Raw genomic sequence first — 15240 nt, 5'->3', positions numbered from 1 at the left:
GAGGCAACCGCAGTGCAAATAAAAACCGGCGTTTTACTGGTCAATCTGGGCACCCCCGAAGCTCCTACGTCCGCGGCGGTTAAACGTTATCTGGCCGAATTTCTCAGCGACCCGCGCGTGGTAGACGTTTCCCGCGCGCTCTGGCTTCCGTTGCTGCATGGCGTGATTCTGCCCCTGCGTTCTCCGCGCGTGGCAAAACTCTATCAGGCTATCTGGACGGACGAAGGCTCGCCGCTGATGGTGTACAGCCGCCGGCAACAGGCCGGCCTGCAGGCGCGTCTTCCGCACCTGCCGGTAGAACTGGCGATGAGCTACGGCAAACCCGCGCTGGCGCAGGCCGTTCAGCGTCTTTACGACGCCGGTATCGGTAATATTCTGGTGCTGCCGCTGTATCCTCAGTATTCCTGCTCCACGTCCGCCGCGGTGTTTGACGCCGTCGCCGCTTTTTTTGCCAACCGGCGCGATGTGCCGTCGCTGAGCTTTCGCCGCGATTACGCCGGTCACCCGGCCTACATCAGCGCTCTGTGCCAAAGCATCCGCCGCAGCTTTACGCAGCACGGAGAACCGGATCGGCTGCTGTTCTCCTTCCACGGCATTCCCCAGCGTTATGCCGACGAAGGGGACGATTACCCCCAGCGCTGCCGCCTGACCACCCAGGCCGTGGCAATTGCGCTTGGTTTAAGCAACGATCGCTACCTGATGACCTACCAGTCGCGTTTCGGCCGCGAGCCGTGGCTGACGCCGTACACCGACAAAACCATTGCATCGCTGCCTGCGCAGGGCGTCAAACACCTGCAGGTTGTTTGTCCGGGCTTTGCGTCGGATTGCCTGGAGACGCTGGAAGAGATTCAGGTGCAAAACCGGGATATCTTTCTGGAGGCGGGCGGCGAGCGCTTTGAATATATCCCGGCGCTGAATGATGATGAGGCGCATATCGAAATGCTGGCTCAACTGGTGCTGGAAATGTTGCCGCCGGCGTAAGGCGGGATGGTAACGCAGCGAAAAGGAGTGTGCTAAAATTGCCCGCTCCTTTTTCGTATTCTGATGGTCGCCATGAAATTCCCCGGTCAGCGCAAATCCAAACACTACTTTCCCGTTAACGCCCGCGATCCCCTGCTGCAAATGGCGCAGCCGGGCGACATTGATACCGCCTACATTGTCGGTATCGACCAGACGCTGGTGGACATCGAGGCCAGCGTTGATGCCTCCTTTATCGACCGCTACGGCCTCAGCCTGGGCCACTCGCTGGTGATTGAGGACGACGTTGCCGAAGCGCTGTACCGTGAGCTGACGGACAAAAAGCTGATCACCCACGAGTTTGCCGGCGGCACTATCGGCAATACCCTGCATAACTACTCGGTGCTGGCAGACGACCGTTCCGTGCTGCTGGGCGTGATGTGTCGCGACGTCAGGATCGGCAGCTATGCCTACCGCTATTTGTGCAATACTTCCAGCCGTACCGATCTCAACTATTTGCAGGGCGTGGACGGGCCGATTGGTCGCTGTTTCACCCTGATCAGCGATAACGGCGAGCGCACTTTCGCCATCAGCCCCGGCATGATGAATCAACTGCGTCCGGAAAGTATTCCTGAAGATGTGATCGCCGGCGCTTCCGCTCTGGTGCTGACCGCCTATCTGGTGCGTTGTAAGCCGGGCGAACCCATGCGCGAGGCGACGATGCAGGCTATCGAATACGCCAAAAAGCACAATGTGCCGGTAGTGCTGACGCTGGGCACCCGCTATGTGATTGCCGACGATCCGCAATGGTGGCGTGACTTCCTGCGCGACCACATCAGCATCGTGGCGATGAATGAAGAAGAAGGGCAGGCGCTGACCGGTTTTGCCGATCCGCTGGCGGCGGCGGATAAAGCGCTGGAATGGGTAGACCTGGTATTGTGCACCGCCGGGCCGGTAGGGCTGTACATGGCAAGCTATACCGAAGAGAACGGGAAGCGCAAAACCCAGCATCCGCTGCTGCCGGGCGTTATTCCGGAATTCAACCTGTACGAATTCAGCCGCGCCATGCGCCGCGCGGACTGCCAGACGCCGGTGAAGATCTACTCCCACATCGCGCCTTATATGGGCGGCCCGGAGCGCATCATGAACACCAACGGCGCCGGTGACGGCGCGCTGTCAGCCCTGTTGCATGATATCGCCGCCAACGGCTACCACCGCACCAACGTGCCGAACTCCAGCAAGCATCAGCGTATTTACCTGACCTATTCTTCGCTGGCGCAGGTCTGCAAATATGCCAACCGCGTCAGTTATCAGGTGCTGAACCAACACTCGCCGCGTTTAACCCGCGGTCTGCCGGAACGGGAAGACAGTCTGGAAGAGTCGTACTGGGAACGGTAGGAAAGAGCGGGACGGCTTACCGTCCCGCTTAAATATCAGATAGGGCACTCGCGCGGTTCTTCTTCCAGAACGCGCTCGACGTGCAGCAAGTTCAGCATGCTGTTGGCGATTTCCCGCTCGCCCATTATCACCTGGTTAGCGCCGCGCTCAGAAATATAAGCGACTTCGTCGTCGTAGTGCGCGCGGGCGATGATTTCGATGTCGGTGCGTTTTTCACGCGCCGAGGCGACGATCTCACCGGCTTCATAGCCGTTGGGAATGGTCAGCAGCAGCCAGCGTGCGCAATCCAGGCGCGCCAGGTCCATCACCTCATGATTCGCCGCGTTGCCCAGCACCGCGTGGATACCTTGCTCCCTCAGCGCCTCTACCCGCGTACGCGAATTCTCAATCACCACCAGCGGAATACCCACATCGTTCAGCTTGGCGCCGAGCAGGCTGCCGACGCGGCCATAACCGACCAGCAGCGCGTGGTTGCACAAATCGACGGGGATTTGCTTCTCTTCCTCTTCCACCTCTTCCATGATCTGCTCTTCCATGGTTTCGCTGCTTTCCAGATAACGCTCCAGCAAGGCGAACACCAGCGGGTTAAGCATGATGGACAGAATGGCGCCAGCCAGCACCAGGTTACGGCCGTGTTCGGACATCATGCCCAGCGTGATGCCCAGCCCGGCGAGAATAAAGGCGAATTCGCCGATTTGCGCCAGGCTGGCGGAAATGGTCAGCGCGGTGCGCTTGGAGTGGCCGAACATGCGCACCAGCACGAAGGCGGCGACGGATTTGCCCAGCACGATGATAGCCAGCGTGGCGACCACCGCCAGCGGCTCGCGTATCAGGATCGTCGGGTCGAACAGCATGCCGACGGAAACGAAGAACAGTACCGCGAACGCGTCGCGCAGCGGCAGGGTATCGTGAGCGGCGCGGTGGCTCAGCTCCGACTCATTGAGCACCATGCCGGCGAAGAATGCGCCCAGGGCGAAGGAGACGCCGAAGATGGCGACGGCGCCGTAGGCGATGCCCAGCGCCAGCGCCAGCACGGCAAGGGTAAACAGTTCACGGGAACCGGTGCTGGCGCTTCTTGCCAGAATCCAGGGCACCACGCGCCGGCCGCCGACGATCATCAGGGCGATGAAGGCCACCACTTTGCCCAGCGTCAGGGAAAGCTCAATCAGCAGGTCGCCGATCCGGGCGTTTCCGTCGCCCATGATCCCGCCTACCGCCGGCAGCAGAACCAGCGTCAGCACCATCGCCAGGTCTTCCACGATCAGCCAGCCGATGGCGATCTGCCCGCGCTGGCTGTCGATAAGCTGGCGCTCTTCCAGTGCGCGCAGCAGCACCACGGTACTGGCAGTGGAGAGACACAGGCCGAATACCAGGCCGGTCACCAGCGTCCAGCCCATAAACCAGGAAAGCCCCATGCCGAGCAGCGTCGCCACCGCAATCTGGGCGATAGCGCCGGGGATGGCGATATTCTTTACCGCCATTAAATCTTTCAGGGAGAAATGCAGACCTACGCCGAACATCAGAAGGATAACGCCGATTTCCGCCAGTTCAGGCGCCAGGGACGTATCCGCGACGAAACCGGGAGTAAACGGGCCGGCCAGAACGCCTGCGAGCAAATAACCAACCAACGGGGAGATGCGCAGGCGGTTAGCCAGCGTTCCCAGAAGGAAGGCGAGAACCAGGCCTCCGACAATCGTAGTGATGAGCGGGGTAGAGTGGGGCATCCGTATTTCTTCTCCTTAAAAAAACGAACCAACGAAAAATATAATCCATGGCAATGGAGTAAGTTTATTGCATTTATGGCATTTCTGCTTGGGTAATTTGAGCAAATTGTGAAAAAAGTGAATGAGAGCGCTATAAATGAGAATTTGTTCTATTTTTAGCGGCATCCTGCGGGAATACAACGAGAAATTCCCCTGCCGTAACGCGTCTTACAGCAGGGAAAACCGCGCTTAATGCGCGGGTTTATGTTCGATATTCGGGAGTAATGCGGTAAGGATGCCGAGTAACGGCAGAAACGCGCAGATTTGATAAACCAGCTCGATGCTGGTCTGATCGGCGACATAGCCCAGAACGGCAGCGCCCAGCCCTCCCATACCGAAGGAGAAACCGAAGAATAACCCAGACACCATGCCGACTTTGCCGGGGATAAGCTCCTGGGCGTATACCAGGATCGCCGAAAACGCCGAGGCCAGGATGATGCCGATGATCACCGTCAGTATCCCCGTCCAATAGAGGGAAGCGTAGGGTAATGCCAGGGTAAAGGGCGCAACCCCCAGAATTGAGCCCCAAATCACATATTTCCTGCCGATCTTATCCCCGAGAGGCCCGCCGATTATGGTTCCGGCGGCTACGGCGAACAGGAAGGCAAACAAGTGAAGTTGGGCGTTTTGAACCGAAACACCGAACTTATGGATCAAATAGAAGGTGTAATAGCTGCTGATGCTCGCCAAATAGAAGTATTTGGAGAAAATCAGGATGAGCAGGATGGAAATCGAGAACACCACCTTATTGCGCGGCAGCGGGCGCACCACGCTGGCAACGGATTTCCCCTTGCTCTGACGGTTTTGCTGCCCGTACCACTTGCTGACCTGAAGCAGCACCACGATAGCCAGCAGCGCGGCGAGCGAGAACCAGGCGATGTTTCCCTGCCCGTACGGCGCGATAACCGCCGCGGCCAGCAACGGCCCCAGGGAGCTGCCGAAGTTGCCTCCGACCTGAAACAGCGACTGCGCCAGCCCGTGACGTCCGCCCGAGGCCATACGCGCCACCCGCGACGATTCCGGATGGAAGACCGAGGAACCGGTGCCGACCAGCGCCGCGGCCAGCAGAACCATGCCGAAGCTGCCGGCGACGGAGAGCAGCAGCAGGCCCGACAGGGTGAACCCCATTCCTATGGGCAGAGAGTACGGTTTGGGATGCTTGTCGGTGTACAGGCCGATTAACGGCTGAAGCATGGAAGCCGTCATCTGATAGGTCAGCGTGATCAGGCCAATCTGGGCGAAACTGAGGTTGAACTCGCCGCGCAGAATTGGGTAAATGGCCAGGATCAGCGACTGGATCATGTCGTTGAGCAAATGGGAGACGCTGATGGCGCCCAGGATAGAAAAGGCAGTTTTGGGCACGGCTTTTGGCACCGGTGCCGGATCGATTCTGTCGGTCATAGTGGTTTTTATCGTGTTAGTGGTGTAGCGCCGCCAGGCAGGTACAGACGGCGGGGTCGTTATCAACCTAACAATGACAAAGTTTACCGTTGCAGGTCAATGGGGGAATCAAGAATGTTTCGGGGAATCCGGTTATTTTCGGCCGGCGCCCTGGCGCGCCGGCTGCGGGTCAAATATAGGGCTTGGCGGCCAGCATGGCGCGCCGGGCGAACGAAACGATATGGTCAGCGTCGTTATGGCGGGTATACGTCAGATAATGCCTCTCAAACGTTTTGCGTATCGCGACAATGGCTTTGTTCTCGCCCGGCGTCGGATTGGCCGGCAGCTCAAGCGGCAAAAGCACGTTGCCCGGACGCAGAATTTTTTCTTCCGCGGCGCGGGTGATCTTGGTTACCCACTTGTCACAGTGTTCAATCATCCGCGCCGGCGTTTTACGCAGGAACGTCAGCGGTTTGATTACGCACAGAATTTCATGGTCGATACGGGCGACGAAGGGAACGCTAAAGCGGGTCAGCTCTTTGCCGAGCGTATCCGGGTGGAAAACGCCGCTCAGATCGTCATGCTCCTGAAACGTCTCGCGTAACGCCCGGTTCAGCTCCTCCTCCCGGCGCACCTTGGCGACGGTGGGGCGGCTGACGCAGCGGGTAAACAGGGTTTTCAGCGCCTCCTGCGGATCGTCGCTCATCACCACGCCGACCGGGCTGTAGGACAGCACCGACTCACGCAGTGCGGTCAGCGAGCGGAAAAAGTCACCGATGGCTTCCGGCCCGGCCAGCGTGCGGATATGTCGCTGCGCCTGCTTCAGCGTGTTTTCCGTCACGGCTTTGACGGCGGGAAAGAGCGGGTCATTGCTGAAAAAGGTATTAATGCGCGAATCGTTTTTCTTGGCGAGCATAAACAGGAACAGGCGCTGCTGGGGGGCGCATATCACCACGCCCGCGTTGACGAACTCCCCGGTATCCGTATTCGGGGCGTAGCGCAGGATGCTGTACAGGCAGGGAGTTTTCATGAAAGCGAGCTCCAGAATTCATTATCATCGGCGCGCATCAGCACGCGCCGGACTTGCCCGATAAACGCCTCGTGGCCGGTTGACCAGGCGGCGGGAATGCCGGCGAGGATCTCATCTAGCGCGTTGATGACCATGGCGACGCGCTGCTCGCCTTCGTTGCGGTCCACCAGATCGAAATCCCAGGTTCTTTCGCCGGGCGCATAGACGTGCGGGCCATGCTCAGCCTGTTCTCCGGGCAGCGAAAATGCCCGATCGTGGCCGACCAGGTAGTACCTGCCGCTGCTGAAATCATAAATCATGTTAGCGCTGCGGCCGGCGAAGGTACGGTCGGTATGGTTGATCCAGCGATCGAAAAGGTAGATCAGCTTCTGGCTTTGCGTATTCACGGCCTCATGCGCCTGCGGCTGGCTGAGGGGCGCGCTGTTTTCAATGTACAGCGACGCGAACGCCTCGTCCTGTTGCAGGCTGTAACGCCACTGCGGCATGAAGGCCGTCAGCGCATCGGGAACGGCGACGATGTGAAACGGAGGAACGGACAGGCCGAAGCGTTTCGCCAGGTTGGCGGCCACCCACTCCGCGATGAGTTCCTCACAGGACGTTCCGGCATAACCTTTCACGACATAGCGGCGGCCATCGCTGCATTTGCAGAGTAAAGGCTCGGTGGTGTCGCCGGGAATATTGCGGATGATTTCAACTACGCTGAGGGTTTCATTGGTGCCAGGCATCAGAAATTCCCGCTTCCTTTTGGTAAGTTGATAGGCGTGCCATCACGATAACATTTGTCAGGCGCAAGATTAATCCTGATGGATGACCCGTATTCTACGTTTATCCGCCGATTATCTGAAGAAGATAAGCGGATAAACCCATTACGGTGAGGAATATCAAACTCTCCGTTTCTATTTTCACGGTTTTTTCGCATCTTGCGCCATTGCGGTGAAAAAGAGGGTGTTATGATTGCCCGTCGATAATGCGAAGTATACCTAATCAATGATGAACTCAGAGGAATCCCGATGACATTACGCGTGAAATACACGGCCTGCGCCGTGGCGTTGTCTCTGGCGCTGCTGTCCGGCGGGGCGGCGGCGTGGGAAAAAGACAAGACCTATAACCTCACCATTCTGCATACCAATGACCACCACGGTCATTTCTGGCGGAACGACTACGGCGAGTACGGGCTGGCCGCGCAGAAAACGCTGGTGGACGACATCCGCCGGGAAGTGGCGGCGCAGGGCGGCAGTGTACTGCTGTTGTCCGGCGGGGATATCAACACCGGCGTACCGGAGTCCGACCTGCAGGACGCCGAGCCTGATTTTCGCGGCATGAATCTGGTGGGGTACGACGCGATGGCTATCGGCAACCATGAGTTCGACAATCCGCTCTCCGTGCTGCGCCAGCAGGAAAAGTGGGCGACCTTTCCGCTGCTCTCCGCCAACATCTACCAGCAGGGCACGCAGCAGCGCCTGTTCAAGCCTTACGCCATGTTCGACCGGCAGGGCGTGCGCATTGCGGTGATTGGCCTGACGACCGATGACACGGCGAAAATCGGCAACCCGGAGTACCTGAACGGCATTGAGTTCCGCAACCCGGCGGCAGAGGCCAAAACGCTGGTGGAGCAACTGCGTAAGGACGAGAAGCCGGATGTGATTATCGCTGCTACCCACATGGGGCACTACGAAAACGGCGACCACGGCTCCAACGCGCCCGGCGACGTCGAGATGGCGCGCAGCCTGCCCGCAGGGTATCTGGATATGATCGTTGGCGGGCACTCGCAAAACCCGGTGTGTATGGCGGCGGAGAACAAACGTCAGCAAAACTATGTGCCCGGCACGCCCTGCGCCCCGGACCGCCAGAACGGCACCTGGATCGTGCAGGCCCATGAGTGGGGCAAGTACGTTGGCCGCGCTGATTTTACCTTCCGCAACGGGGAACTGACCCTGCGTCACTACCAGCTGATTCCGGTGAACCTGAAGAAGAAGGTCACGAAGGAAGACGGCACCTCCGAGCGCGTCAACTACACGCGTGAAATCGCCGAAGATCCTGCGATGCTCAAGCTGCTGACGCCGTTCGAAAATCAGGGCAAGGCGCGGCTGGACGTGAAGATCGGCAGCGTTGACGCGCGTCTGGAGGGCGACCGTAATAAAGTCCGCTTCGGGCAAACCAATCTGGCGCGAATGATTCTGACGGCACAAATGGAACGTACCAAGGCCGACTTCGCCGTGATGAGCGGCGGCGGGGTACGTGATTCCATCGAACCGGGGGATATCAGCTACAAGGACGTCCTAAAGGTACAACCGTTCGGCAATATTGTGGTGTATGCGGACATGCGTGGCGAACAGGTCGCTGATTACCTGCGCGTGGTTGCCAACAAGAAAACCGACTCCGGCGCTTATGCTCAGTTTGCCAATGTCAGCCTGACGGCGGACGGCAACGGGGTCAGCGATATCCGGATCAAAGGCGAACCGTTGCGCAAGGACAAGATGTATCGCATGGCGACGCTCAGCTTTAACGCCAGCGGCGGCGATGACTACCCTGTCATCACCGGCTTACCGGGCTATGTAAATACCGGCTTTATTGACGCCGAGGTATTGAAGCAATTTATTGAAACGCACTCTCCGGTGAAAGCGGCAGACTACGCGCCGCAGGGCGAGATCGTCTACCGCTGAGTCAGCGCCCGGCGGCGCGTTCAGTCGCGTTTGGCGATTTCGGCAAACGCGGCGTTGAGCAAGTGGCTCAGGTCGCCGGGCGCCAGTTCGAGATCCAGCCCGCGCTTGCCGCCGGAAATATAAATAGTGGGAAAAGATTGCGCCCCGGCGTCGATAACCGTCGGCAGGCGTTTTTTCTGCCCCAGCGGGCTGATGCCGCCGACCAGATAGCCAGTTACTTTTTGTGCTATCTGGGGATCGGCCATCTCGGCTTTTTTGGCCGAAAATGCTTTTGCCACTTTCTTTAAATCCAGCTGAAAAGAGACCGGCGTCACGGCGACTCCCAGGTTCTTTCCGTCGCCGTTCAGGGAAACCAGCAGTGTTTTGTATACCCGATCGGCGTCCAGCCCCAATTTCCGAACGGCTTCGTCACCGAAATTAGTTTCGTTGCTATCATGTTGATAAGCATGAAGATTGAACGTAATTTTTTGCTTTTCCAGTAGTTTTACCGCCGGTGTCATATCAGATAGTCTCGCTGTTTTCCGTCCTCTGCCCCATTTATTCCGCTAAAGGGGCGAAAGTTGATATGTATTATGAATAGGGTAGCGGCAGTCAGGTAAAATGTTAACAGTGATGAAAGTAATACCTGTTGCCCCCTGACGGTGCGGTTGTTACCCTATACATCAGCTACTGCGATTTATCGTACTGTAGCAATAACGATAATCAATGAATTCCTCTTTGACTGACCAATAGCGATATTGGTCATTTTTTTGCGCGGCGTTCAGCGCTGACGGGCGGCATGATTATCCGGCCCCCTGATTCAACAACAGTTCAGGCAGGTTATCGGTGCCGAAGAGGTGCAGCGCGCCGACCGCGACCACGTAATTCCCCTGCGGCAGGGCGCATAAAATATCGCGCCATTGCTGATTTCTGTGCTCCATCAATATCTGATACAGACCGGCGCTGAACGTCGCCGGCAGCGCGATTTTTTCCTGTTCCGCGCCGGGCGAAAGCCACCAGCCCAGCATGGTCTGTAGCAGCCGGGCGTTGGTATGCCAGTGGGTCAGCGTATCGCGCAACAGCGCGATCCCGCCTTCCGGCAGATTTTCCAGCAGCGCCATTTGGGTTGCCGCGCCTTCCAGCTCAATAATCTTTAGCCCTTGCTGATGTGCCTGACGCAGCATCTGATAATCAATGCCATAGTCCGGACGCAGCCCCAACTGATGGGCCTGCTGGGCCTGTAACATCAGCGCCGCGCGCCAGGGGGCGAAGCCGTCGATATTTTCGGGCGCAATCCCGGTTTCGGCGCCGCGCTGGCAGAGCTGCTCCCATTCATCATCGTTCAGAACTTCACGCAGGGAAACGGCATCCTGGGTCATCTCGAAGGGGGAAGCGGCGCAGGTAATGTCGGCTTCGACGATCAACGCATCTGCCCGGCTCAGACGTTCGGTCAGTGCGGCGGGCAGGGGAGCCATCTCCGGCGAGCCCATGTGAATGCTGCCGACCAAATGCAGGCGCGGCCCGCGCGGCAGGGCCAAATCGATGGCGGGATAAGCAGGCGCTTTAGCCGGAATAAATCCCAGTAATGCGCCCAGTCGGCGGAGATGTTTTAGCATGTACAGGTCCGGGAACGTTTTTAATCATGCTACGCGGCGGTGGCGGGGATAGCAAAGGTAAAAATGTAAGAAACGGAGAAGATTCAAGGCGTTCACCACCCGAAAATAAAACAGGGAACGGCATGGGCCGCTCCCTGTTTTGCCGCGTATAACGGCGTTAGCTTTTCGGTTTAAACCGCAATAACCGGTTGGCGTTGCTGACCACGGTAATTGACGAAAGCGCCATTGCCGCGCCGGCGATCACCGGGCTGAGCAGTGTGCCGGTCAACGGATACAGCACGCCCGCCGCCACCGGGATACCCAGCGAGTTGTAGATAAAGGCGCCCAGCAGGTTCTGTTTCATGTTGCGCAGGGTGGCGACTGAAAGCTCCACCGCGTCAGCCACGCCGTGCAGGCTGTGGCGCATCAGGGTAATCGCGGCGGTTTCGATGGCGATGTCGCTGCCGCCGCCCATCGCGATACCAACATCCGCCTGCGCCAGCGCCGGCGCATCGTTGATGCCGTCGCCGACCATGGCGACCTTATGGCCCTGAGACTGCAACCGGCGAATAGCGTCCGCTTTACCTTCCGGCAAGACGCCGGCAATTACCCGGTCGATACCGGCTTCTTTGGCGATGGCGTTGGCGGTCACCGGGTTGTCGCCGGTCAGCATCACCAGCCGGTACCCCAGGTTATGCATACGTTTCAGCGCGGACACGCTGTCTTCACGCAGCGGATCGCGGATGGATAGCAGCGCCGCCGCTTTGCCGTCCACCGCCAGCAGAACCGGCGTCACGCCGGACTGCGCCTGCTGCTGCAACAGATCGCCGGCTTCGCTCAGATCGATGTTCTGCTGTTTCAGAAAGGTGTCATTACCCAACAGCAGGGTATGTCCCTCGCACTCGCCGCTGACGCCCAGCCCTTTAAGCGTACGGAATCCGCTGACCGCCGGGGCGATGATGTTCTGCGCCTTTTCCAGCACCGCGCGCGCCAGCGGGTGGTTGGAACCTGTCTCCAGCGCGGCGGCCCAGCGCAGCGCATCGCTTTCGCTGACGCCGCCGAAGGTGTGGATCGCCACAACTTTCGGCTGCCCCTCGGTCAGTGTCCCGGTTTTGTCGAACACCAGCGTGTCCAGTTCGCTGGCCCGTTGCAGGGCATCGGCGTCGCGCACCAGCACGCCCAGCTCGGCGGCGCGGCCGACCCCGGAAATGATCGACATCGGCGTCGCCAGCCCCAGCGCACAGGGGCAGGCGATGATCAACACCGTGGTCGCCACCACCAGCGTATACACCAACTGAGGCTGCGGCCCGAAGAAATACCAGATTAAGCCGCTGATGACGGCAATCGCCACCACCGCCGGTACGAACACGGCGGAAATACGGTCGGCCAGCTGGCCGATCTCCGGCTTACTGCTCTGCGCCTGGCGCACCAGCTTGATGATGCGCGCCAGCGTGGTCTGCGTGCCGATGGCGTCGGCGCGGAACAGCACGCTGCCATCCTGCGCCACCGTACCGGCGTGAATGCGCTCGCCGGCGGATTTTTGCTGCGGAATCGGCTCGCCGGTGAGCATGGCCTCATCCATCCAGACTTCACCGGAGACGATTTCGCCGTCTACCGGCACCCGATCGCCGGTGGTCAGGCGCAGCGTCATACCCAGTTGGACTTCCGCCAGCGGGATCTCTTTCTCCCCGCCGGGCGTGACGACGCGGGCGGTGGGCGGCGTGAGATCCAGCAGGCGTTCCAGCGCTTTCGACGAACGCTGGCGGGCGCGGGCCTCCATCGCATGCCCCAGGTTGATCAAACCGATGATCATGGCGCTGGCTTCATAATAAAGGTGGCGCGCCTGTTCGGGGAATACGTCGGGCCAGAGCGTAACGCTGATGGAATACAACCAGGCGGCGCCGGTGCCCAGGGCAACCAGCGTGTCCATGGTGGCGCTGCGGTTCATCAGGCTGCGCCAGGCGCTGCGGTAAAAATGCCCGCCCGCCAGCACCATAACCGCCAGCGTGACGATGCCCACCGCCAGCCAGGGCATCCGGGTTTCCGGCGTCAGCATCATGGAACCGCCCAGCAGCCCCCACAACATCAGCGGGATCCCCAGCGCCAGGCCAAGGATGGCCTGCCAGCGGAATCTGCGTACCGATTTCTCAGCGCTTTCGTGCTGGCGGGCGCGGCGTTTTGCTTCATCCTGAATGATTTCCGCGCCGTACCCCGCCTTTTCGACCGCCTGAATCAGCGCCTGCGGATCGCCGCGGCCGGTGACCAGCGCGCTGCGCTCCGCCAGGTTGACTCTGGCCTGCGTCACGCCGGGCACCCCTTGCAGCGCCTTCTGCACTTTTAACACGCAGCTGGCGCAGCTCATGCCTTCCAGCAAAAGCTGCGTACTGTCATCATCATCGGCGGCGGCAGTTGCTGCCGTTTCGGTTGCCGGAGAATTCGCCGCTGCCAGGGATTCCGGCAGTGCAGGTGACACAGGTGCTGTCAGCGGCTCAGTTTTTGGGTGCGCGGTTTCTCCCGCCAGCGCGGCGTGATACCCGGCTGCTTCGACGGCGGCGATCAGCGCCGTTGCCGCCGCATTACCGACGATGGTGGCATGATCCTGTGTGACGTCGGCTTTTTCGACGCCCTCAACCTGCTGCAGCGCCTTGCTGACGCTAGCGACGCAGTGTCCGCAGCTCAGCCCTTCAAGCGCCAGCTCAACGTTGCCGGCGGCGGGGAGGCTGGCCTGATACCCGGCCTGAACCACGGCGTCGATCAGCGCCTGCGCATCGGCGTTACCATAAACGTTGGCCTGGGTTTGGCTGACGTCGGCGATTTCCACACCGGGAACCGCCGCAAGCGCTTTGGTGACGCTGGCGACGCAATGGCCGCAGCTCAGCCCCTCCAGGGCCAGCACGGTATCCGCCGCACCGGCGGGCGTGGCCTGATAACCGGCGTCCTGCACGCTTTGGATCAGTTGCTCAGCGTCTGCGGCGCCGGTGACTTTGGCGTAGTGAACGCTTACCTGTGCGTCTTGCACATCGTCACGCGCTTCCAGCGCGGTTTTGACCTTTTTCGCACAGTTCATGCAGGACAAACCTTGCAGTGCGAGCAGGGTGGTATGTGACATGATGATTCCCTCTTCGTTCAGGAGACGCAGCCCGGTAATGCCGGGATTGCGCCGTATCTGTTATCGATTGAAGGGAAGCTTAAACTTTCCAGCAAGGGGAAGGTCAAGCAATTATTTTTGGCTTCGCCAGGTCTATACCTGAAGTAGCATAATCAGCTGATAATAATAAATACTTACTTTGATATTTATGTTGGCCGGACTCTCTCAGGCTGACAACGAACGAAAGGAGGCCATACATGATGTAAGCCTGGGTTAAAATTCCGGAAATTATGGGGAAATGTTAAAATCGTCTTCCTAACGGTTTGTGTACTCAAGCAATGTGACAGTCAGTTTTGTTTTGTCGTTATAGGCCGTTACGGTGAGATCGTTCACTTCTGTGTCCAGTTTTTCTCTTTGATTTATGACGTAATTATTCAGAGTATCGATTGCTTGCTGATAGTCTTCCACATGTTCAAAATAAATAGCATATCTTTCATAGCCATAGTTATCATCTGGCGTGTAGGAGAAAAAATAACTATGAGTTACTCTTGGAACATTAGCGATAACGGAAGGCGTTATCAGATGGTATTTTAGCCGGTTATCCTCTTTATACTCTCCCTCTTGTAACAAAAAAATATAGGAGCAGAATAACGCGATGGTAACCGCGCTTAAAATGCTCAATACTAATCTTTTAATGGTCATTTTAATAAAATATCTCCCTAACAAATCGTTTGTCTGATATAGGTTTAATGCGGCTTAGAAAGTCAGGTAACGGTATTTTATATGGCTCGTGAGGTACCGTATCATCTTCGGGGTCGGGAAATAACATCGGCTTTAATTCATTGTTTTTATAACCACCTACAGGGCCATAGAAATCCCATATTTTAAACGCATAGCTTGATTCTTTTATTTTTAATTTTTCTAAGTAATTTGTACTATGCACAGCAGAATGAAATCCAATAATATTAGAGATCAAATCCTCAACACTAAATCCGCTATCAGTAATCATGTTAAACGGAAAACGATTTTGCAGTGATTCAAAATCATATGACGTGTTTAGAAATATTGCATAGGCAATCCCCATCAATTGATCAATATGTAACCCTCTTTTTACATAATACTCTTTAGATACTGAAGTTGTTAGTTTGGTAAGACCGAACCCTCGAATCAGTTTTCTGGACATAGATTGCCTGTATGCCACACGAAAGAAATCTCCTTCCGTATAGTGAGGGTTAATCATTTGTCTCCACAATGACAATGCACCCTCGGGATTTGCATGCCCTAAGTCTATCCATCCTAAGTTATCTGTATACACAAGACCATATTTAATGAATTCATTTATATCTATTACCTGATCTGGCCCTGTAATATCTCTTCGCGAAGACAT

General features: G+C 57.6%; 12 protein-coding genes. 3 read left to right on the top strand and 9 right to left on the bottom strand.

Translation table 11 applies throughout. From position 1 onward, the window contains the following. Window positions 1-12: 12 nt before the first annotated feature. Window positions 13-981 (top strand): ferrochelatase, encoded by a 969-nt coding sequence (gene hemH, locus C8D90_RS10875; RefSeq protein ID WP_115458465.1) that lies wholly within the window; start codon window positions 13-15, stop codon window positions 979-981. A 72-nt stretch (window positions 982-1053) separates the two neighbouring features. Further along, window positions 1054-2355 (top strand): inosine/guanosine kinase, encoded by a 1302-nt coding sequence (locus C8D90_RS10870; RefSeq protein ID WP_115458464.1) that lies wholly within the window; start codon window positions 1054-1056, stop codon window positions 2353-2355. A gap of 35 nt (window positions 2356-2390) precedes the next feature. On the opposite strand, the gene ybaL is transcribed toward C8D90_RS10870, so the two are convergent. From ybaL to C8D90_RS10850, 4 genes are all read right to left on the bottom strand, one after another. Further along, window positions 2391-4079, bottom strand: coding sequence for a YbaL family putative K(+) efflux transporter (ybaL, locus tag C8D90_RS10865; protein WP_115458463.1), 1689 nt, complete (start codon window positions 4077-4079; stop codon window positions 2391-2393). 228 nt (window positions 4080-4307) lie between these two features. Next, window positions 4308-5519, bottom strand: a complete 1212-nt coding sequence (locus tag C8D90_RS10860) for an MFS transporter (protein WP_115458462.1) — start codon at window positions 5517-5519, stop codon at window positions 4308-4310. 169 nt (window positions 5520-5688) lie between these two features. Further along, entirely contained in the window at window positions 5689-6528 is an 840-nt protein-coding gene (locus C8D90_RS10855) for a DUF3037 domain-containing protein (protein ID WP_115458461.1), read from the bottom strand. After that, window positions 6525-7253, bottom strand: coding sequence for a HipA family kinase (locus C8D90_RS10850; protein ID WP_115458460.1), 729 nt, complete (start codon window positions 7251-7253; stop codon window positions 6525-6527). The genes C8D90_RS10855 and C8D90_RS10850 overlap by 4 nt, the downstream gene beginning before the upstream one ends. A gap of 285 nt (window positions 7254-7538) precedes the next feature. Here C8D90_RS10850 and ushA point away from each other — a divergent pair, with 285 nt between their 5' ends. Next, on the top strand, window positions 7539-9191 hold the full coding sequence (gene ushA / locus C8D90_RS10845) for a bifunctional UDP-sugar hydrolase/5'-nucleotidase UshA (protein WP_115458459.1): 1653 nt from the start codon (window positions 7539-7541) through the stop codon (window positions 9189-9191). Window positions 9192-9211: 20 nt separating this feature from the next. Here ushA and ybaK read toward each other — a convergent pair whose 3' ends face one another. The 5 genes from ybaK to C8D90_RS10820 all read right to left on the bottom strand — a co-directional run bounded on the left by ybaK (window position 9212) and on the right by C8D90_RS10820 (window position 15240). After that, window positions 9212-9691, bottom strand: a complete 480-nt coding sequence (gene ybaK / locus C8D90_RS10840; RefSeq protein WP_115458458.1) for a Cys-tRNA(Pro)/Cys-tRNA(Cys) deacylase YbaK — start codon at window positions 9689-9691, stop codon at window positions 9212-9214. 282 nt (window positions 9692-9973) lie between these two features. Continuing rightward, window positions 9974-10786, bottom strand: a complete 813-nt coding sequence (locus C8D90_RS10835; RefSeq protein ID WP_115458457.1) for a TraB/GumN family protein — start codon at window positions 10784-10786, stop codon at window positions 9974-9976. A gap of 157 nt (window positions 10787-10943) precedes the next feature. Beyond that, on the bottom strand, window positions 10944-13874 hold the full coding sequence (gene copA, locus C8D90_RS10830) for a copper-exporting P-type ATPase CopA (RefSeq protein WP_115458456.1): 2931 nt from the start codon (window positions 13872-13874) through the stop codon (window positions 10944-10946). A gap of 294 nt (window positions 13875-14168) precedes the next feature. Continuing rightward, window positions 14169-14555, bottom strand: a complete 387-nt coding sequence (locus C8D90_RS10825) for a hypothetical protein (protein WP_115458455.1) — start codon at window positions 14553-14555, stop codon at window positions 14169-14171. A 1-nt stretch (window position 14556) separates the two neighbouring features. Beyond that, window positions 14557-15240, bottom strand: coding sequence for a hypothetical protein (locus tag C8D90_RS10820; RefSeq protein ID WP_115458454.1), 684 nt, complete (start codon window positions 15238-15240; stop codon window positions 14557-14559).

This window comes from Enterobacillus tribolii, from assembly GCF_003363015.1.
Lineage (GTDB): Bacteria > Pseudomonadota > Gammaproteobacteria > Enterobacterales > Enterobacteriaceae > Enterobacillus > Enterobacillus tribolii.
Note: the sequence above shows the minus strand (reverse complement) of the source record. Positions and strands in the feature narration are given on the sequence as shown.

Coding starts and splice junctions, on each gene's coding strand:
- C8D90_RS10835 (WP_115458457.1), bottom strand. CDS start 10,786: ATGCTAAAACATCTCCGCCGACTGGGCGCATTACTGGGATTTATTCCG.
- ybaL (WP_115458463.1), bottom strand. CDS start 4,079: ATGCCCCACTCTACCCCGCTCATCACTACGATTGTCGGAGGCCTGGTT.
- C8D90_RS10825 (WP_115458455.1), bottom strand. CDS start 14,555: ATGACCATTAAAAGATTAGTATTGAGCATTTTAAGCGCGGTTACCATC.
- ushA (WP_115458459.1), top strand. CDS start 7,539: ATGACATTACGCGTGAAATACACGGCCTGCGCCGTGGCGTTGTCTCTG.
- C8D90_RS10870 (WP_115458464.1), top strand. CDS start 1,054: ATGAAATTCCCCGGTCAGCGCAAATCCAAACACTACTTTCCCGTTAAC.
- C8D90_RS10855 (WP_115458461.1), bottom strand. CDS start 6,528: ATGAAAACTCCCTGCCTGTACAGCATCCTGCGCTACGCCCCGAATACG.
- copA (WP_115458456.1), bottom strand. CDS start 13,874: ATGTCACATACCACCCTGCTCGCACTGCAAGGTTTGTCCTGCATGAAC.
- C8D90_RS10850 (WP_115458460.1), bottom strand. CDS start 7,253: ATGCCTGGCACCAATGAAACCCTCAGCGTAGTTGAAATCATCCGCAAT.
- C8D90_RS10820 (WP_115458454.1), bottom strand. CDS start 15,240: ATGTCTTCGCGAAGAGATATTACAGGGCCAGATCAGGTAATAGATATA.
- ybaK (WP_115458458.1), bottom strand. CDS start 9,691: ATGACACCGGCGGTAAAACTACTGGAAAAGCAAAAAATTACGTTCAAT.
- C8D90_RS10860 (WP_115458462.1), bottom strand. CDS start 5,519: ATGACCGACAGAATCGATCCGGCACCGGTGCCAAAAGCCGTGCCCAAA.